Here is a 19,210-nt window from a genome sequence, read left to right on the forward strand (position 1 = left end):
GACGTGGGAGCTCATGCCGGTTACGAAAAGCTCCGCCTGGTCGAGAAGGTCATTCAAGGCCGCGATTTCACCTGCATGATCGAGACGGTGAATGCCGTCGAAGCCTGGCTCGGTGGTTTGCCGGGCCATGTGTACGCTAATGTGCGGCAGCCACCGGTGTCGACCCTCAACCTCGCCCACATGATTCCGATGTCGGCCGTGTGGGCCGGCGAGGCGAGGGATTTGCACTTCAAGGGTCCGCCGCTCCTGTTTGGGAAGACCGAGGGATCAACGCCGTTCCGATTCTCCCTCCACGTCGGCGACGTCGGCCACACGCTCGTGGTGGGGCCGACAGGTGCCGGCAAGTCGGTCCTGCTTGCGCTGATGGCGTTACAATTCAGGCGCTACCCGAACTCGCAGGTCTTTGCGTTCGATTTCGGCGGTTCGATCCGGGCGGCCGCGCTTGCTATGGGCGGCGACTGGCATGATCTCGGCGGTGGACTGTCTGACGGGGACGAGAACCCTGTCGCTCTGCAACCATTGGCCTGGATCGATGATCCCTCAGAGCGCGGATGGGCCACGGAATGGATTGGCGCGATCCTGGCCCGGGAAAAGGTCGAAATCACGCCGGAGGTCAAGGATCATCTGTGGTCGGCGCTCACCTCTCTTGCTTCGGCGCCGAGGGAGGAGCGCACCCTCACAGGCCTCTCGGTCTTGCTGCAATCCAATTCCCTGAAGAGAGCCCTGCAACCCTATTGCCTGGGTGGTCCCTCTGGACGCTTGCTCGATGCCGAATTCGAGCGCCTCGGCGAGGCGTCGGTCCAGGCATTTGAGACCGAGGGCTTGATCGGAACGAGTGCTGCGCCGGCCGTGCTGGCGTATCTCTTCCATCGCATCGGGGACCGCCTCGACGGCCGGCCGACACTCTTGATTGTCGATGAAGGCTGGCTTGCCCTCGATGACGAAGATTTTGCCGGCCAGCTCCGGGAATGGCTGAAGACGCTTCGCAAGAAGAATGCGTCCGTCATCTTTGCCACCCAATCGCTTTCGGATATTGACGGGTCCGTGATCGCGCCGGCGATCATCGAAAGCTGCCCAACCCGGCTGTTGCTGCCGAACGAGCGGGCGATCGAGCCGCAAATCACAGCGATCTATCGCCGCTTTGGCCTCAATGACCGCCAGATCGAGCTTCTGAGCCGCGCTACGCCCAAGCGCGACTACTACTGCCAATCTCGCCGCGGCAACCGGATGTTCGAACTTGGCCTTGGCGAGGTCGCTCTGGCCTTTACCGCAGCCTCTTCCAAGACAGACCAGGCAGCCATCTCGCAACTCCTCGCCGAACATGGACCTGACGGCTTCCTGCCGGCCTGGCTACAGCACCGTGGCGTCGCCTGGGCCCTCGACCTGATCCCCAATCTCGTCAATCTGGAGAAATCGCTATGAGGCGTCTTGGCCTATTGGCGGCCGCTGGCGTGGTCGCGCTGACGCTCGACCTCACGGTGCCCGCGCGGGCGCAGTGGATTGTCTTCGATCCCAACAACTACGTCCAGAGCGTCCTGACTGCCGCCCGTGAGCTGCAGCAGATCAACAATCAGATCACGTCGTTACAGAACGAGGCGCAGATGTTGATCAACCAGGCGAAGAACCTGGCAAACCTGCCTTACTCGTCGCTACAGCAACTGCAATCTTCCATCCAGCGGACTCAGCAATTGCTGGCCCAGGCCCAGCGGATCGCCTACGACGTCGATCAGATCGATCGCGCGTTCTCGACCAGCTACGCGCCAGCGACCAGCAGCCAATCGAACCAGTTACTGATCTCAAACGCTCAATCGCGTTGGCAGAATTCGTATGCCGCAACGCAAGACGCGCTTCGTGTCCAGGCCGGCATCGTTGGCAACCTCGACACCAACCGTGCCCAGACCTCCGCGCTCGTCATATCTAGCCAGGGCGCTAGCGGCGCCTTGCAGGCAACACAGGCCGGCAATCAGATTCTCGCACTGAATGCGCAGCAGCTCGCCGACCTCACCGCGGTAGTGACGGCGCAGGGCAGGGCGCAAGGCCTTGACGCCGCGCAACGCGCGGCGGCCCAGGACCAGGGCCGCGAACAGCTCCGGCGGTTTCTCAACCCAGGGCAGGGCTATCAATCATCCAACGTGCAGATGTTCCACTGATGACCGACATCCGGGCATTCAAGGCGTTATCGCTGCTTACGACAATTGGCGTGTTGGTCGTCACGGCCTGCACGATTCAGCTTCGTGGCGGAGACGGTCCTCCGCCGCCGAAAGCGGAGCAGACGACAGACGCAACGAGCTCAGACCTCGCGCGCTGCCGCAGCGTCACTGCGGAGCAAACAGAGGGTTATGAGCGTTGCAAGCAGGTTTGGGCCGAAAACCGCCGTCGCTTCTTTGGCAAGATAGACGGTGCCGCAGCTCCAGGCCGCGACGAATCCGCCGCCGGCGTGGCGCTCGCTCCAAAGGATCAAAGCCGGATCCCTCAGGGATATCCGAACTTGGCAACCCCTGAGGCGAGCAAGCCATGACCGGTACGGGGATCATCGACCAGTTCCTTGAAACGTTCACGCGTTATATCGACAACGGATTCGGATTGCTGGGGAGCGAGGTCGGATACCTCGCAACGACCCTTGCTGCGATCGACATTACGCTCGCAGCGTTGTTCTGGAGTTGGGGAACGGACGAGGACATCATCGCGCGCCTCGTCAAGAACTCGGCTTCCAGCTCGTGCCCTGGTCGCGCGACCTCGAAAAGAGACTCGGCCAGCTTGTGACCGGCGTCGTGAAGGATGGCGGCGGCATCGAATGGGGCTTTGGCCGCAGGCGCGACCTCGGCCTCTAGCAATCTCGCCAATTCAGTTGCGGAAGGACGCTCGGAATGTCCGGAACCAAAATACTCTGGGGGCAAGTGATCGTTGTTTGCCTGATCGTCTTGCTGGCCATCTGGGGAGCAACCGAGTGGACGGCGTGGCGGCTCGCCTATCAACCGGAGCTTGGGCGACCGTGGTTCGAGCTGGTGGGCTTCAAGATCTATTACCCGCCAGTCTTCTTCTTTTGGTGGTTCGTCTACGATGCCTATGCGCCGCAGGTTTTTGTAGAGGGCGCCTTCATCGCAGCGTCAGGGACCTTCGTTTCGATCGCGGTGGCGATCGGCATGTCGGTCTGGCGGGCGCGCGAAGCCAAGAATGTCGAGACCTATGGTTCGGCGCGCTGGGCTGGTCTGGAGGAGGTTCGAGCGGCCGGACTTCTCGGTCCGGATGGTGTGGTGCTGGGCAAGCTCGATCGCGACTACCTCCGCCATGATGGGCCGGAGCACGTGTTGTGTTTTGCTCCCACGCGTTCCGGCAAGGGTGTCGGACTCGTCGTTCCCTCATTGTTGGCTTGGCCCGGCTCGGCCATCGTGCACGACATCAAGGGAGAGAACTGGCAACTGACGGCCGGCTTTCGCTCGCGGCATGGCCGCGTCCTGTTGTTCGACCCGACCAACCCAAAGTCGTCGGCCTACAATCCGCTGCTCGAGGTTCGGCGCGGGGAATGGGAGGTTCGCGATGTGCAGAACGTTGCCGACGTCCTGGTCGACCCCGAAGGCTCGCTCGACAAGCGAAACCATTGGGAGAAGACCAGTCATTCCCTCCTGGTCGGCGCCATCCTTCATGTCCTCTATGCCGAGGCGGACAAGACTTTGGCCGGCGTGGCGGCCTTTCTGTCCGACCCGAAGCGGCCGATCGAGGCGACGCTGAAGGCGATGATGACAACCGCGCATCTTGGCGAGCAGGGCGCCCATCCCGTTGTCGCCTCGACCGCGCGCGAACTCCTCAACAAGTCCGAGAATGAACGCTCCGGCGTCCTGTCCACCGCGATGTCGTTCCTCGGACTTTATCGCGATCCCGTGGTGGCCCAGGTGACCCGCCGTTGCGACTGGCGGATAGCCGATCTGATCGCAGATAGCCGCCCTGCAACGCTGTACCTTGTGGTGCCACCTTCGGATATCTCCCGGACCAAGCCGCTGATCCGCCTGGTGCTGAATCAGATCGGCCGGCGCCTGACCGAAGATCTGCACGCCCGCGACCGCCTTCATCGAGTCCTGATGATGCTCGACGAATTCCCGGCGCTCGGGCGGCTTGATTTCTTCGAGTCCGCGCTCGCCTTCATGGCCGGGTACGGCATCAAGAGTTTCCTGATCGCTCAGTCGCTCAATCAGATCGAAAAGGCCTACGGGCCTAACAACGCCATTCTCGACAATTGTCACGTCCGCGTCAGCTTCGCGACCAACGACGAGCGGACCGCCAAGCGGGTGTCCGACGCGCTGGGCACGGCGACCGAGATGCGCGCGATGAAGAACTACGCCGGGCACAGGTTGAACCCATGGCTTGGGCACCTGATGGTCTCACGGCAGGAGACTGCGAGGCCGCTGCTGACGCCGGGTGAGGTCATGCAGCTTCCGCCGATGGACGAGATCGTCATGGTGGCAGGGACGGCGCCGATACGGGCGAAGAAGGTCCGCTACTACGAGGATCGGCGATTCACTGAGCGGGTTTTGCCGCCGCCGGATTCGGCGAGGGCCGGTCGATCCTCGCGAACGGACGGATGGTCAGCGCTCGGAGCGCTGGAGCCGACGGGAGGTCCAACCGACAAAGCCGCGGAGGCCGAGGAAGACACGGCGAACAGCGGGCTCCGTCGTGAACCCGAACTCCCCGATCACGTCGCTATCGTCAGGGAAACAATCGAATCGACACCGGCAGAGGAATTTGCCGCCGTTCTTGACGATGACGAGGATGCTGTCCGCCAGTCCCGGCTCATACGCCAACAGATGCGCGGTGTCACCCGTCAAGTCGCCATGGACCCGAATGACGGGATAGAGCTCTGAGGCAATATGCGCGACCGGATGAACGTCTACTTCCCACCAGAGCTTCTGAAACAGAGCTCGCCGATCGCAAGAAGCTTTCCCGGTCTGCGATCGTGGAAGCGGCTGTCGCTTCGTTTTTGTCACCGGACGGCGCGGACAGGCGGGAGGCAGCGTTCGCCCGGCGCCTCGATCGGCTGTCGCGTCAGATGCAGAGGCTGGAGCGTGACGTGGGTTTGACGGCCGAAAGCTTGGCACTCTTCATACGGTTTTGGCTGACGATTACGCCGCCCCTACCCAACGACGCGCAGGCGGCCGCGCAGGCAAAGGGTCGGGAGCGGTTTGAAGGATTTGTTGAGGCACTCGGGCGCCGCTTGCAAAAGGGGCAAAGCTTGCGCCGGGATCTGGCGCTGCGCTATGCCGATGGCTCCGCGCCAGCTCCCGTCGCTACCACCGCCCAACTGGGCAAATCCAATGGCTTGAGCGAACTCAGAACTGGATAAAATCTGGGGGCAAGGTCACACCCTCCAATGCAAAAGCCGCCACATGGCGGCTTTTGCGTTATGCTCCATCACTTTTGCCGTACCGTTCTTGCTAGTAATACGTACGTGGTTGCCCACGGGTTGCCCAAAAAGCGATAAAGGCTGACTAATCCCGGCTAACTTGAGTACGATTGAAAGCTCCGATTCTTGGCTCTACTTCTGGTCTTTTCTTCCATTTCCAAGCTCAAACCAAAGCTCACAAATCAGGGTTCGATTTCCTATGCAGCTCTACCGCAAAGCAGGCTTCGTATTTGGTTCCACGAGGGCTGAATAACGGTCAATGTTTTGGAACGCCACCCCGATGAAGTCTCCCTGTCGCCAGATGAGGCGACAAGGATAGGAGGTGCGAAACCTATCGAAAGAAATCGAAAACTCCATAGGCAGAAGCGTGAGTCCGTTAAGCTGAATGCCAGCCCCTCTACTGGATAGATCACGCACCAGGCATGGCTCGGAGGTGATGTGTCCTGGAATTGAGAGAAGAACCTCTCGCCACTCCGACTGCCTTTCGAGGGACCGCCGGGACCAATTCTTCCCTTCCCGTTGACGGACCTTTTCTTGCAAATCCTTTAGCTCTCGGTACTGGCGCTCCAGGCTCATGTCCCTCATTCTCCGTTATTCTGGTTGGCGCTTCCCACATGATCCGAAACTCAACAACCATCGCGATAACTTCTGTAGAGCGATCCTCAGGTTGAGGGAATTCCGGACGACTACCGTTTGTGGCAATCGTGATTTCGCGGTTGGACCCGTAGTTTTCCGGGCATTGGATGGCACTGCTGGCCTCACCTGTGGAGAGACGACAATGGTGCAACGACTATGGCAGGCCTGTGGCCGCTCGCCGCAGAAAGCATTGTCGTGGCTGGGGTGGAGGCGTTGTCTAAAGACGATCGTGTAAGGACAAAAGTCCTGCCGGTGTGGTCCTTCAGTTTGTCAAAAAGCAGGATTGAGCCGAATGGTATTGCCACAGCAAGGCCGGTAAATCTTCATAAGACCCCACCATCCTGGTAGGTGCGCCGCAGTTCGCCTTCGGGGATAATGCCTCATAGGGACCGTCGCTCGTAAGGGAGGAAGCATGTGAAACTGCCCACCAAGATCGCTAGCCTCAAATCAACGGCAAGAGACCGCCATCCAAGCCGCTAGAATAGTTTTCGCGATAGCCACCACGGCAGTGGTAGCCGCGGGCGCGTTCTTTGCTATCCGCTTTTTGATTCGATTCTACGGATAGGGTCCCGCCGCTCCAGCTCCAGCCGAACCGATCATAAATGGGCGTCTCGTGATGGCGAATGAACAGGATGTTGTCATTGGACGTATTGCCGAGATCGAGATCGACAAGTCGGCTGCCATCTTAGTTGAGCAGATGGATGATGAAATCTCCATTGCCATTGCGGGCGTCGTCGGCGTTCACCTCCAAGTGACGCCGGGGCAGGCACGTGAGTTATCTAGATCCTTAGCTGTGGCCGCTGAGAATGCTGAAAAATTTCGCGCGTCAGCCAAGACGTAGTGGTGCGCGCCCCACTATCACTGCGGGATTTCGGTTCAACTTGCGCCACACAGGTCGGCTCGTTGCCCTAATGAAGCGCGCAGCATGGCGATCCGCAAGGCGGATCATTTCACCGCATCCATCTTCCTCGGGCGCGGCAAGTACCGCATCGAGAAGCGATCGACCGTCATCGCCGCGATGCAAGCCGCCCGCGAGATCGAGAGCGATCCCGCCGCCTTTACCCGGCGCGCGATCATTTACGCCATTGCGCCCGACGGTCACGCTACGCTGCTGACCGCGGCGGTAATCGCAAAGCTGCTTTCGCCCTGGTCCTAATGGATGCCCGCAGGCCCTACAAACAAACAGCGTAATTCTGCGCGACCGTTGCCGCAGTGCGATTGTCGCTTATAGTCGGCAGACGATCTGAGCCATGACGCGATCGTTTCTGCGGTAGCCGGGGCGAGGAGCGGCAGAGCCAACGTTCGTGATGTTAGCTGCTGTGGCCTCGTCCAGTCTCAAGAGCTCAACCGACGGGTCGTGACTGACGCTGCCACCCCTTGTTTGCGCAAACGCGCATGACGGCATTCCCATCTTGGGTACCACACCGCGTCGACTTCGACGCGAGGAAAAGAGCCGTCGTACTGAAGCTCCAACATCCACGTTATGGACGGCCTCACCCTGGCGATCAGCCAGGGCTCGTTGCGGCGCGGCTCGGCGGCGGTCTATCTTGATATCCACCATCCCGAGATCGAGGAGTTCCTCGAGATCCGCAAGGCGTCTGGCGACTTCACTCGAAGAAATTGGCGTGCTCGACGCCATTGAGAATCTCGACGAGCCACGGCAGCGGATGCGCCTTGAGCTGGGTGAACCCGCCCTCCTTCGCCTCGAAGAAGCCGAAGACCGGGGCAATCCGGAGTTGGGCCAGTCGCCAGTCGGCGACGTAGCGGACGTAGGCGTGGATATGCTCAGGCAGCATGCCCTCGATCTTGCCAAGACCGAAGGCGAGCTCGACGAAGTTCTCCTCCAGCTTCACCATGGTCTTGGCGACGTCGACAATGTCGTCGCGGACGGAGCGCGTCACCGCGCCGGTTTCGCGGTGCCATTCGTGAAATAGCTTGATGATGCCCTCGCAGTGGAGACTCTCGTCGCGCACTGACCAGCTTACGATCTGTCCCATGCCGTTCATCTTGTTGTGGCGTGGGAAGTTCAGCAGCATGGCGAAGCTGGCGAACAAGGCCATGCCTTCGGTGAAGGCGCCGAACATCGCCAGGGTGCGGGCGACATCCGCCACGCTGTCGACGCCGAACTCATGCATGTAGTCCGCCTTGGCGCGCATCTGCGCATAGCCGCGGAATGCCTCGAACTCGGTCTTGGGCATACCGAGCGTCTTGAGCAGCAGGGCATAGGCGTCGATATGAACCGTCTCCATGTTAGTGAAAGCGGCCATCATCATCTGGACGGTGAGTGGCTGGAAGATCGGAATGTACCGCTTGAAATAGTTGTCGCCGACTTCGATGTCCGATTGAGTGAAAAAGCGGAAAATCTGGGTAAGCAGCGCACGCTCGCTGACCGTGACGCGATCCGACGCCCAGTCCCTGAGGTCGGCGCCGAGCGGCACCTCCTCACCCATCCAGTGGGTCTGCTGCTGGCGCTTCCAGAACTCGTAAGCCCAGGCATAGCGATCGACGTCATAGCTGCCGGTGGAGTCAAGGAGCCCGACGCGCCCCTTGCCGATTAACGTGCGCGGATCGAAGCGCGACAGATCGATCACTGACATGCGAGGCACTCCTCATAGTCCGTGCGCTGCCGCCCCCGCTGCTGCGTCGGCGTTGCATCCTCGGCAATCTTGCCGGCGAACGCCGCGCGCGAGATCGACTTTGATCGACAGTAGTAGAGGCTCTTCACCCCACGCTTCCACGCTGTCCAGTGCAGCATGTGGAGGTCCCACTTATCGACGTCGGCCGGCAGATAGAGGTTGATCGACTGGCTCTGGCAAATCAACGCGGCGCGGTCGGCGGCAAGCTCGACGATCCAGCGCTGGTCGATCTCGAAGGCGGTGCGAAAGATCGCTTTCTCGTGCTCCGACAGGACGTCGAGATGGGCGACCGACCCCTCGTGCGCGATGATCGACTGCCAGGTCGCCGAGGTGTCGGCGCCTTTCGCGGCCAGCACCTTGGCGAGGTGCGGATTGCGCACCGAGATGGCGCCGGATAGCGTCTTGTGGATGTAGATGTTGGCCGGAATCGGCTCGGTGCAGGCGCTGGTGCCGCCGCAGATGATGCTGATCGAGGCGGTCGGCGCGATCGCGATCTTGTGGCTGAAGCGCGCCATCACGCCGCGTTCCAGGGCATCCGGGCACGGGCCACGCTCGCGAGCGAGCGCCACGGATGCCGCATCGGCATCGCGACGAAGTTTTCGGAAGATGTTCAGATTGAATGACTTGGCCAAGGCACCCTCCATTGGAATGCCCTTGGCCTGGAGAAACGAGTGGAAGCCCATGACGCCGAGGCCAACGGAGCGCTCGCGCAGGGCGGCGTAGCGGGCACGCTTCATTCCGTCCGGCGCCACCGTGATGAAGTGGGTGAGCACGTTGTCTAGGAAGCGCATGACGTCCTCGATGAAGCCGGGCTCCTTATTCCACTGGTCCCAGGTCTCGAGGTTGAGCGACGACAGGCAGCACACCGCTGTGCGCTCCTCGCCGCGATGATCGATGCCGGTCGGCAGGGTAATCTCGCTGCACAGGTTGGAGGTCGAGACCTTGAGGCCTAGCTCGCGCTGGTGCTTGGGGAGCGCGCGGTTCACGGTGTCGATGAACAAGAGATAAGGCTCGCCGGTTTGCAGCCGGTTCTCAAGGATGCGTTGCCACAGCTGGCGGGCATCGATCTCGCGGACAACCTCGTTAGTGTTCGGGCTGCGCAGAGCGACTGCGGTGCCGGCACCCACGGCACGCATGAACTCGTCGGTGACGTTGATGCCGTGATGCAGGTTGAGGCTCTTGCGGTTGAAGTCGCCAGACGCCTTGCGGATCTCGAGGAACTCCTCGATCTCGGGATGGTGGATATCAAGATAGACCGCCGCCGAGCCGCGCCGCAACGAGCCCTGGCTGATCGCCAGGGTGAGGCCGTCCATGCGCCGGGATCTGGCGCTGCGCTATGCCGATGGCTCCGCGCCAGCTCCCGTCGCTACCACCGCCCAACTGGGCAAATCCAATGGCTTGAGCGAACTCAGAACTGGATAAAATCTGGGGGCAAGGTCAACGACGTTGAGGACGGGCGGGAGATCATCTGGGCCTCAGAACGCGATGGATACGAGCATCTGTACCTGTTCGATGGATACACTGGCGAGCTTAAAAACCAGATCACGCGTGGAGCTTGGGTAGTCCGTTCCGTCCACTACGTAGATCCTATCGAGCGCCAGATTTGGTTCAGTGCAAGCGGAATGAATAAAGGGGAAGATCCGTATTTCGTCCACGCCTACCGCATCAACTTCGATGGCACGGGACTGACGTCGCTAACGCCCGAAAGGGCGAATCATCACGTCCAGTTCTCGCCAGACGGCCGCTACTACCTAGACTTATGCTCACGCAGCGATCTCCCGCCACGCCTAATGTTGTACCGAACCATTGACAATTCGGAGCTCGTGCTGGTCGAGAGCGCCGATATTTCCGCGCTCGTAGCCGCTGGCTGGCAGCCGCCACTGACGTTCCATACAAAGGGCCGGGACGGCGAGACCGAAATATGGGGGATTATTCATCTCCCGATCAACTTCGACCGAAGCCGCCGATATCCGGCATTGAAAAGATTTACGCCGGCCCGACCGGTTCTTTCGTTCCGAAGTCTTTCTCGCCTGTCGTGGAGCCGCTCACACAGCTTGGATTTGTCGTCGTTCAAATCGATGGAATGGGCACGAACAATCGGTCGCGTGCGTTTCACGACGTTGCCTGGAAAAACCTGAGAGATGCTGGCTTTCCCGACCGAATCCTTTGGCACAAGGCGGCGAGCGCGGAGTTTTCGTGGTACGACGTCTCGAATGTCGGCATTTTTGGTGGCTCGGCCGGCGGTCAAAACGCGGTGAGCGCACTGCTCTTTCATTCCGATTTCTATAAGGTGGCCGTCGCCAACAGCGGTTGCTACGATAATCGTATGGACAAGATCTGGTGGAACGAACAGTGGATGGGATGGCCGGTCGGTATTGAATATTCGCAGTCTTCCTCGGTCGACAACGCTCATAGATTGCAAGGTAAGTTGCTGCTCATCGTGGGCTAATTGGACCGCAATGTCGATCCATCCTCTACATTTCAACTAGCTGACCGGCTTATTCGAGCAGGAAAATACTTCGACATGCTTGTGGTGCCAGGTGCGGATCACGGAACGCCCGGGTCTTACAGTCTGCTCAAGCTCCTCGATTTTTTCGTTTTGAATATCCTCAGACAGACGCCGCCTAATTGGAATGACCCATCTATTGGCCAGCCAAAGAGCCAGGAGGCACTATCATCGTGCGAAGAGTCAACAGCTGAAGGCTGCCGAGACCGGCAAAACTGACTGGAGATAGAGGCGCCTGGGCCATCAGCATCGCATGTAGGCGGCGGTCGCCAATAGGAATTAGTATCGTTTGGCGAAGTAGCTGCTCTTCCAGCGACTTGACAGCCGTTCGGAAGGGGCCGTCGTGACAAACTGATGCTGCCTGTCTCTCCTCGTCACGTTTCCATGGTCAGGTTGATGATGGCATCTAACGCCCCGTACGAACGAGTCGATCTCGCGCGCATGGCCAGCAGAGAGCAGGGCGTGAAGCTTCGCGCCCGTTGACAGCCATGCCGATGCTAAAATTTCGCCTCTCCTCTGGGCGCAGCGACTGAGTTATCCGGGCGCGAGTGCCAGGCCTACAAGTGGGCAAAGAGGCAGGCGCGCTGTTTGGGCTCACGCCAAAGATATACCAATCGGGAGAAAAGGACATCATGGGCAGGATTCCGCTGGGCAGCGACGAGATGTGCGTACAGAATTGTTTGAAGCCGCCAACGTTCTACTGTCGCACATCACGCTATTCTGAAAGCGTAGCGCTGGAGGAAGGACGTCGCCGACCGGCGAGACTCTAAGCAGTCGTCCGTGAAGAGCTGCTAAACGACTGAGGCGGAATCGCATTCGTCGTTGTGGACGTTTTGGGATTGCAGGGTTTTGATGCTTCGGGCATCGGAACCTTGCAAATTCATTTTCGGGATTCCGTCGAATCGCCATTCCGTGGTCGGTTTTGGCTGACGATTACGCCGCCCCTACCCAACGACGCGCAGGCGGCCGCGCAGGCAAAGGGTCGGGAGCGGTTTGAAGGATTTGTTGAGGCACTCGGGCGCCGCTTGCAAAAGGGGCAAAGCTTCCTCCGCGAGATTCCAGAAGATATCCGCCATCAGGAACCGGCAGGCGAAACTTGACTGATTGTCTTGATGCGCTATCGCGACGTCCCTTCTTTTTCTACGCCAGCCTACGACCGCAGCGATTTAGCCGAACTGACAAAAAGCTGGACACGCTATCGGCTCCAATGAGTTGAGGAGCAAGAAGGGCCAGCATGCAAGTTTCAGGGGCATGGCGTCTCACCGCGCGCGTATTTCTCCCGTTTGCTGCTGGTTACTATCTTTCGTACCTGTTTCGAACCATCAACGCTTTGATCGCCAGTCATCTCAGCTCGGATACTGGGCATTGGGAATGCCGACCTCGGGTTGCTTACTTCAGCGTATTTCCTGGTATTCGCGGCGGCTCAGATGCCCGTCGGCATATTGTTGGACCGCTTTGGTCCGCGTCGCGTTCAGAGTGCTCTGCTTTTGGTCGCCGCCGCAGGCGCCGCACTGTTCGCGGTATCGACCGGATTCCTGTTACTTTTGATAGCGCGCGCAATGATCGGGCTTGGCGTGGCGGCGGCGCTGACGGCAGGACTGAAGTCTATCGTCCTTTGGTTCCCCAGGGAGCGGGTCGCTTTGCTGAACGGCTACATGGTCATGCTGGGCTCGCTAGGAGCGGTGACCGCTACTGCTCCCGTCGAACACCTGCTCGCTAGGATGGGCTGGCGGCAGCTCTTTGAGATCCTGGCGGCCGCTACCGCTGGTACAGCCGTTCTCATCTATGTGGTGGTGCCCGAACGAGGCACTATCCCATCAATAGCGCGCGCCACCCTTAGCTCCGTTTTTCGCGATTCGCGCTTCTGGCGAATTGCTCCGTTGTCAGCGACTTGCGTTGGATCGTCCTGGTCGCTACAGGGGTTGTGGGCATCCCCGTGGCTAACAGACGTAGAGGGGCTTGATCGCCCAAGCCTCGTCAGACTGCTCCTCATAATGGCGATTGTACTTAGCGGGGGTGCCTGGATGTTCGGTATGGCCGTCCATCACATCAAACGAAGAGGAATCGGGGCGGAGGCAATATTGGCCTTGGTTGCAATGCTGTTCATCGCGGCCGAGTTAGCCTTAGTCCTGCGAGCGCCTCTGCCCTCCTTCTTGCCCTGGTCCATTGTCGCAATTGTAGGAACGGCAACCGTGGTCAGCTTCGCGGTGATAGCGGATTACTTTCCGCCGGAGCTTGCCGGTCGTGCCAATGGCGCTCTGAACGTCTTGCACTTTGGTTGGGCATTTCTGGCGCAATACGCGACAGGACTGATCCTGGAGCAATTGTCTCCGAATGATGGCCATAGGACCGTCCAAGCCTATCAAGTCGCGTTCGGCGTCAACGTAGCATTGCAGATCGCGGCTTTGGTCTGGTTCGTGCTGCCTTGGCGCCTATCCATCGTTTCCTGGATGAGTTCAATCCTCGTCTTCAAGCCGGCCGATGTTTCCTACGCCGTTGAGCCGGCTGGCTTGTATGAGGATTCGATCATCCTTCTGCCCGTGCATGACGATGCGGAGTGGTGAGTAACCACTCGATCGAGTAGGCCCTCTAATATTAGTTCTCACTCTTTCTTTTTCTACGCCAGTCTACGATCACCGAAAGCGCTTGTTGCGCCAAGTCCATTGGTGCCTTTTCTAATCATCCCCATCTGAGGACGCACTTTGGGCGTCCTCATTCGTGGGGGCGAGCGGTGGCAATCCATTCCATTCAATCGGAGACGAGTTCGCGCGGTGCGCGAATGCTGCGTAGCGCGCTCGGCTCCGCGATTGCCGGCTACCTCGAAGACGAAGCGATCATTGAGGTGTTGCCGCATCTGCGAATGTTACCGTGATGGCGCCATTGCCGATGACGATCCGATGTCGATTAATCGGTCGCGCCAGATGGCTTTCCCGGCTTGCTCGACGAGAGGGGCTGTGGTCGGGTCGGGCCCTACATAGCCCGAGCCGTCCACAACCCCGGGCAATGGGGCAGCGGTCGTGGCGTCGTCGAGCGGGCCCTGGGCGACCGACCGTTCGGCAGCCCTCTGTCTGAGCGCCCTCAGCCGACGTTGCACAATCGAATGCTGTCTCATTCCGAACTCCTCGGGGTATTTCTCGCGCAGCCGGCCGACAATTGCGAGCGCCGTCAGCTGCGGCTGCTCTGCGAGCCAGGCTTCGATCGCGGCAATATGCGGGTCGAGCTTGGACGGCATGCGAACTCTGGTCTTATAGGGCCGACGAGTTCGCCGGTGCGTAGCACGCGGCTCGCCGACCGTCGCGGTCTTGCCGAGCGTCTTCGCGAACGTCGCCGCGGTCACTGGCAGGATGCTAGTGTGAGCGGGTTGCAGGCCGCGCGCCTGTCCGGCACGACGATCGACGCGATTGCCTAATTCCTCTTGGGTCGCGCGAATCTGCGCCAACAGCGCAACCGGATCGAGCGAGCGATACTGATCGCGTAGCCGTTTCTTCACGGCCGCGGTCACCTTGGGATGCGCCAAGGCACGCTCATAGGGCGTCGATGGGAGATGATAGCGCTTGATCACTTTAGCCCCTTCGCGACACTTCTCCTTCAGCTTGAACGACGGCTGGAAGAAGTTGACGTAGAGCCGTGCCGCCGCATAGAGGCGGCCCATCATACGCGCCGTCTCGACGCCATCGAAGCGGCCATAGCCCATGAGGCGGCGGACGACGGCACCATTCTTCTGCTCGACAAACGCCTGATCGTTCTTTTTATAGGCGCGCGAGCGAGTGACTTCGAGCTTCTGTTCGCGACACCATGGCACGACGACATCGTTCATGAAGGCGCTATCGTTGTCGAAGTCCACGCCGCGCAACAGCCAGGGGAACAGGCTCTGTGCGCGGTTGATCGCCTCGACGACGAGCGAACCTTCCCGCGTCAGCAACGGCAGGCACTCCGTCCAGCCGGTCGCGACATCGACCATCGTGAGGGTTTGGATGAACGAGCCAGCCACCGACGTGCCGCCATGGGCGACCATGTCGACCTCGCAGAAGCCGGGCACCGGGCTGTTCCAGTCATTGAACGTGCGGATCGGGACCTCGCGCCGGATTGCCGAATAGAACCCGGCACGGCGCCGCCTGCCACCGCTCGCCGCGATCTTCACATCGACGAGCAGGCGATCGATGGTGGCGGCGCTGATAGCCAGAACACGATCACGGTCCGACTGGCCAAGCTGCAATCGGCCATGTTGCTCAAGGGCCGGCAGCAAGGTCGGGATCATCACCTTGAGCCGCTTGCCGCACACCCGATCCGACGCCTCCCACAGCGCCGTCAGTGCGTCCTTGATCGTCGCGCCATATCTGCGTCGTCGCTTTCTTGTTGCCTCGACCACGCCCGGTCCAACCGCCTCGCGTCGCCGGAGCGCGCGCACCGCATGCTTGCGATGCCAGCCAGTCGTCGCGCACAGCTCGTCGAGGATCCGTCCCTTCTCCGCTCGTTTGGCCGACCGGTAACGCTCCGTTACCGCCGACACCACCTCGCGCCGCGCGCCCATACTGATCTTTCCCGCCATAGACGCCACCGAACCAATTCGATGGCACCGACCCAATCATCGGCGAGAAGTTGTCCAGTAACATTCTGGGTGAGGCAATGCGGCACGCCGTTGGCGATGCCGTCGAGCAGGTTGTTGATGTCGCTGGCGCGGTTGTCGAGCGACTGGGCGGTGAAGAAGTTGGTGGGATTGTCCAGGGCCGAGTTGACGCTCTTGCCGGTCGACAGACGACTTTGGGTGGTGGCGAGTAGATCAGCGGTGGACTGGAGGGAGAGCAGGTTCTGACGAACCGATGCGGAGAGAACAATACCGGACATTGAGTGTTACCCTTCTGGTACGCAACGCAACAAACTTCGATTAGGATTAATCGATGCTCGGGACGGTGAACGTTGTGGGCTAACAAAGCATGAAGCGTGTCGCGGCAGTCCTCGTCCGGATTCACCATAAGAGCGATGCAGCCAGATGGGCTCGGCCCCTATCATCATGATCGGATGATGTTTTTCATGCACCGGTGAAGCGTTTGCTACTTGTCAACCATAACTGAGAGTGAGCGATTGACTGCATCGAATGCACCCTTTCGACCCCGCCGGGCAGCACTTTAGATGCCGGCGCAAAAAGAAAGCGGCGGGGCCGAAGCCCCGCCGCCGGATCTTGCTTGCGATGTCGTCCGCTTTGTTAGCGGAGCAGCTGCAGCACGCTCTGCTGCGACTGGTTGGCCAGCGACAGCGCGGAGACCGCGATGGACTGGCGGGTCGACAGCGCCTGGCTGTTGGCCGCCTCGGTGTTGGTGTCGGCCAGGGTCAGGTTGGACGAGCCGGTCTGCAGCACGTTGATCAGGCTCTTGTTGAAGTCCTGACGGACCTGCACCACCGAGAGGTTCGAGCCGAGGCTCGAGGCTTCCGAGCGCAGCGTGCTCGACGCGGCGTTCAGGTTGGTCAGCACCTTGTTGGTGGCAGCGTTGTCGATGAAGTCGACACCGCTGGTCAGCGCGGCGAGGCCAAGACCCTTGGAGTTGTAGGTCACGCCGGTGATGCTGAGGTTCGACTTGCCGGTCTCGTCGAACACCAGCTTGAGCTGGTCGCCGTTCAAGAGGTTGACGCCGTTGAACGAGGAGTCCTGCGCGGTCGTGTCGATCTGGTTCAGGATGTTGTTGTACTGATTGACCAGGTTCGCACGCGCCGTCTGGGCAACCGTATCCTGGACGGGGGTGGAAGCCGTCGAGAACGTGAGCGACGAGGTCAGCGTGCCGCCGATCGCACCACCTGCGGCGCTCGAACCGATGGTCGAGGACGCGTAGTCGTTGGTGGTCGAGATCGTCAGCAGGCCGTTGGCGTCGATCGTCGCCGTCAGGTTGTTGGCCTGCAGCTTGGTGTTGAGCTGATCGAGCGTCTTGACCGTGCCGTTGGTGCCGTCGCCGAAGGTGACGTTGACCGCCGTGCCGCCGTTGAAGGAGGAGAAGGTCAAGGTCTTGCCGGTGATGCCGCCGATGCCGGAGGTGCGCGCCGCCGTGAAGGCGGTCGCCGTGCCGGTGTTGCCGGCGAGACCGAGCGCGTTCAGCGCGTTGCCGGTGCCGGTGATCGACAGGTCGGCATTGACGCCGGTCGAGATCTTGAGCAGGCCGGAGGCGTTGATCGACGAGTTGGTCTGGCCGGAGGCCGTCGCGAGCGTCGCGGTGCCGTTGGCATTGACCGTCGCGGTCTGCACGCCGGTAGCGAGGTCGATCGCCTTCAAGACGTCATTGATCGTGCCGCCCTGCAGATAGACCGTCGAGTTGCCGTTGCCGTCGGTGAGGACGTTACCGCTGGCACCATAACCGGTCGGAACGCTCGGAGCACCGGTCGAGCCCGGGATCGGCGCGTTCTTGAAGGAGCCACCCTGTACCCTTGTGGGGTTCGTGGCGGCCTTCGGATGTAGACTGGCCGTCCGGGCCGATCCGCCGGGAGCAGCCTTGTCCACCTGTGCCTCGAGCACCGACGTAGGAACCGCGCCCCGGCGGAGCGACCGCGATCGAGATCCGGTAGGAGGTCGCGCCAAGAGCGCCGGTACAGGGACTGATCAGGATCGTGGTGGCCCGCCTTGCGAGCAAGGAGGTCTCAACAATGATCGAAGATGTACGCTGGTTCGTCGGGATCGACTGGGCAACGCGGAGCCATAGCGTTTGCCTGCTGGATGCCGCGGGAAGACAGGTTGCGCAGCACGAGTTCGACCATGGCGGCGCCGGGCTGACGGAGTTGCGTGACTGGCTGCTGGAGAAGACCAAGGCCGCACCGGGACAGATCGCCGTGGCGATCGAGATGCCGCACGGCCCGGTGGTGGAGATGCTGCTCGAGCACGGGTTTGCGGTGTTTGCCATCAATCCCAAGCAACTGGATCGCTTCCGCGATCGCTTCACGGTGGCCGGTGCCAAGGACGACCGCCGCGATGCTCATGTGCTCGGCGCCTCGCTGCGCACTGACCGTGCTGCTTTCCGTCGGCTTGTGGCAGACGATGCGGCGATGATTGAGCTACGGGAGTGGTCGCGCCTGGCGGACGAACTGCAGCAGGAACGCACGCGGCTTGCCAACCGCTTGCGTCAGCAGTTGTGGCGATATTATCCCCAGGCCACCAAGTTGACCGACGATGTCGCCGACGAATGGTTCCTGGCGCTTTGGCAGAAGGTGCCGACCCCCGCCAGTGCGGTCAAGGCCAGCGAGAAGGCCATCGCAGGTGTTCTCAGGGACTATCGTATCCGCCGTCTCAATGCGGCGACGGTGCTCGGGACTTTGCGCGAGGCACCGCTGTTCGTAGCCCCCGGCACGACGGAGGCAGCCTGCGCTCACATCCGCAGCCTGGCGGCACGTCTGCACCTGGTCAATCGGCAGATCAAAGAGGCTCATCAGAACCTGGACCGGCTATGTGCCGAGTTCGAAGGAGAGGAGAAGCCGTCGGGGCAGAGCTCGGAGCAGTGCGACGTGACGATCCTACGCTCCTGGCCAGGAATCGGCAGGATCAATCTCGCCACACTGCTCGCCGAGGCCGCAGAGCCCCTGCGCAGACGAGATTACCATGCTCTGCGCGCCTTGGCAGGGGCTGCGCCGGTGACGCGGCAAAGCGGCAAACAACGCTTCGTGATCCGCCGCCTCGCCTGCAACAGGCGGCTACAGAGCGCCGTCCATCACTGGTCGCGTGTCGCCATCCAACACGACGCTGCCAGCAGGCGACGGTATGATGCCTTGCGCAGAAAAGGACACGGTCACGCGCGGGCTCTGCGCAGCGTGGGAGATCGCTTGCTTTTTGCCCTGTGCACGACGCTCAAGCGACAGACCCCATACGATGCGGACCATAACGGCACAAAGAACTCCGCGAACGGGTGAGCCCCATTCCTTTGTTCGGCCGGGCGACCATTCCTTCGTCCCGACCTGCCGAGCGCCAGAGCGCCGCCCGCAGATGCTGTCCAGGATGCCGAAGGCACCGGCAAAGCCGGCGCGCAGCGTCCTGGACTGCATCGAGCACGGCGCTACCATATTGCC

Annotated in this window: 12 protein-coding genes and 10 pseudogenes; 16 read left to right on the forward strand and 6 right to left on the reverse strand. The window is 60.8% G+C overall.

The annotated features are described in order from the left end of the window. Positions 1–21: 21 nt before the first annotated feature. The 7 genes and pseudogenes from DCG74_RS38485 to DCG74_RS38515 form a co-directional block, all read left to right on the forward strand. Positions 22–1,422: pseudogene (locus DCG74_RS38485) on the forward strand (conjugal transfer protein TrbE); the annotation flags it as partial. Continuing rightward, the gene (gene trbJ / locus DCG74_RS38490; RefSeq protein ID WP_172789754.1) at positions 1,419–2,150 is read left to right on the forward strand and encodes a P-type conjugative transfer protein TrbJ; all 732 of its coding nucleotides are present in this window, start codon (positions 1,419–1,421) and stop codon (positions 2,148–2,150) included. The pseudogene DCG74_RS38485 and the gene trbJ, both read left to right, overlap by 4 nt. Continuing rightward, complete coding sequence (gene trbK-alt, locus DCG74_RS38495; protein ID WP_172789755.1) at positions 2,150–2,518, forward strand: putative entry exclusion protein TrbK-alt; 369 nt, start codon at positions 2,150–2,152, stop codon at positions 2,516–2,518. The genes trbJ and trbK-alt overlap by 1 nt, the downstream gene beginning before the upstream one ends. Continuing rightward, positions 2,515–2,706: pseudogene (locus tag DCG74_RS38500) on the forward strand (P-type conjugative transfer protein TrbL); the annotation flags it as partial. The gene trbK-alt and the pseudogene DCG74_RS38500, both read left to right, overlap by 4 nt. Next, positions 2,700–2,831: pseudogene (locus DCG74_RS38505) on the forward strand (DUF3363 domain-containing protein); the annotation flags it as partial. The pseudogenes DCG74_RS38500 and DCG74_RS38505, both read left to right, overlap by 7 nt. A 36-nt stretch (positions 2,832–2,867) precedes the next feature. Then, positions 2,868–4,856 carry a conjugal transfer protein TraG gene (locus DCG74_RS38510; protein ID WP_172789757.1) on the forward strand — a complete coding sequence of 663 codons (1,989 nt, stop codon included), beginning with the start codon at positions 2,868–2,870 and terminating at the stop codon, positions 4,854–4,856. 6 nt (positions 4,857–4,862) lie between these two features. Beyond that, a pseudogene (locus DCG74_RS38515) lies at positions 4,863–5,335 on the forward strand (CopG family transcriptional regulator). A gap of 267 nt (positions 5,336–5,602) precedes the next feature. Here the strand turns inward: DCG74_RS38515 and DCG74_RS39195 are convergent. Further along, positions 5,603–5,980 (reverse strand): PilZ domain-containing protein, encoded by a 378-nt coding sequence (locus DCG74_RS39195; RefSeq protein ID WP_373569507.1) that lies wholly within the window; start codon positions 5,978–5,980, stop codon positions 5,603–5,605. Between the two features lie 667 nt (positions 5,981–6,647). Between DCG74_RS39195 and DCG74_RS38520 the strand changes: the two genes are divergently transcribed. The 3 genes from DCG74_RS38520 to DCG74_RS38530 all read left to right on the forward strand — a co-directional run bounded on the left by DCG74_RS38520 (position 6,648) and on the right by DCG74_RS38530 (position 7,673). Further along, entirely contained in the window at positions 6,648–6,872 is a 225-nt protein-coding gene (locus DCG74_RS38520; protein ID WP_172789758.1) for a hypothetical protein, read from the forward strand. 84 nt (positions 6,873–6,956) lie between these two features. After that, entirely contained in the window at positions 6,957–7,187 is a 231-nt protein-coding gene (locus DCG74_RS38525) for a hypothetical protein (protein ID WP_172789759.1), read from the forward strand. Between the two features lie 327 nt (positions 7,188–7,514). Continuing rightward, positions 7,515–7,673, forward strand: coding sequence for a hypothetical protein (locus tag DCG74_RS38530; RefSeq protein WP_257187527.1), 159 nt, complete (start codon positions 7,515–7,517; stop codon positions 7,671–7,673). Here the strand turns inward: DCG74_RS38530 and DCG74_RS38535 are convergent. Together DCG74_RS38535 and DCG74_RS38540 are read right to left on the reverse strand one after the other, a co-directional pair. Then, positions 7,639–8,628: a ribonucleotide-diphosphate reductase subunit beta gene (locus DCG74_RS38535; protein WP_172789761.1), complete on the reverse strand. Its 990-nt coding sequence runs from the start codon at positions 8,626–8,628 to the stop codon at positions 7,639–7,641. The genes DCG74_RS38530 and DCG74_RS38535 overlap by 35 nt on opposite strands. Then, positions 8,619–9,980, reverse strand: coding sequence for a ribonucleoside-diphosphate reductase subunit alpha (locus DCG74_RS38540; RefSeq protein WP_257187528.1), 1,362 nt, complete (start codon positions 9,978–9,980; stop codon positions 8,619–8,621). The genes DCG74_RS38535 and DCG74_RS38540 overlap by 10 nt, the downstream gene beginning before the upstream one ends. Before the next feature lie 129 nt (positions 9,981–10,109). Between DCG74_RS38540 and DCG74_RS38545 the strand changes: the two are divergent. The 5 pseudogenes from DCG74_RS38545 to DCG74_RS38560 form a co-directional block, all read left to right on the forward strand. Then, positions 10,110–11,392, forward strand: a pseudogene (locus DCG74_RS38545) (prolyl oligopeptidase family serine peptidase); the annotation flags it as partial. A 359-nt stretch (positions 11,393–11,751) separates the two neighbouring features. Beyond that, a pseudogene (locus DCG74_RS39200) lies at positions 11,752–11,876 on the forward strand (transposase); the annotation flags it as partial. A 214-nt stretch (positions 11,877–12,090) separates the two neighbouring features. Further along, positions 12,091–12,273, forward strand: a pseudogene (locus DCG74_RS38550) (CopG family transcriptional regulator); the annotation flags it as partial. A 134-nt stretch (positions 12,274–12,407) separates the two neighbouring features. After that, positions 12,408–13,737, forward strand: a pseudogene (locus tag DCG74_RS38555) (MFS transporter). A 167-nt stretch (positions 13,738–13,904) separates the two neighbouring features. After that, positions 13,905–14,021, forward strand: a pseudogene (locus DCG74_RS38560) (P-type conjugative transfer ATPase TrbB); the annotation flags it as partial. A gap of 15 nt (positions 14,022–14,036) precedes the next feature. Here the strand turns inward: DCG74_RS38560 and DCG74_RS38565 are convergent. The 3 genes and pseudogenes from DCG74_RS38565 to DCG74_RS38575 form a co-directional block, all read right to left on the reverse strand. Continuing rightward, positions 14,037–15,722, reverse strand: a complete 1,686-nt coding sequence (locus DCG74_RS38565) for a DDE-type integrase/transposase/recombinase (RefSeq protein WP_172789762.1) — start codon at positions 15,720–15,722, stop codon at positions 14,037–14,039. A gap of 83 nt (positions 15,723–15,805) precedes the next feature. Continuing rightward, a pseudogene (locus DCG74_RS39205) lies at positions 15,806–16,018 on the reverse strand (flagellar protein); the annotation flags it as partial. A gap of 358 nt (positions 16,019–16,376) precedes the next feature. Next, complete coding sequence (locus DCG74_RS38575) at positions 16,377–17,735, reverse strand: DUF1522 domain-containing protein (protein WP_373569508.1); 1,359 nt, start codon at positions 17,733–17,735, stop codon at positions 16,377–16,379. A 65-nt stretch (positions 17,736–17,800) separates the two neighbouring features. Between DCG74_RS38575 and DCG74_RS38580 the strand changes: the two genes are divergently transcribed. Continuing rightward, positions 17,801–19,054, forward strand: coding sequence for an IS110 family transposase (locus tag DCG74_RS38580; RefSeq protein ID WP_172789764.1), 1,254 nt, complete (start codon positions 17,801–17,803; stop codon positions 19,052–19,054). Positions 19,055–19,210: the final 156 nt, after the last annotated feature.

The sequence above is a fragment of the Bradyrhizobium sp. WBAH42 genome, from assembly GCF_024585265.1.
Taxonomy (GTDB): Bacteria; Pseudomonadota; Alphaproteobacteria; order Rhizobiales; family Xanthobacteraceae; genus Bradyrhizobium.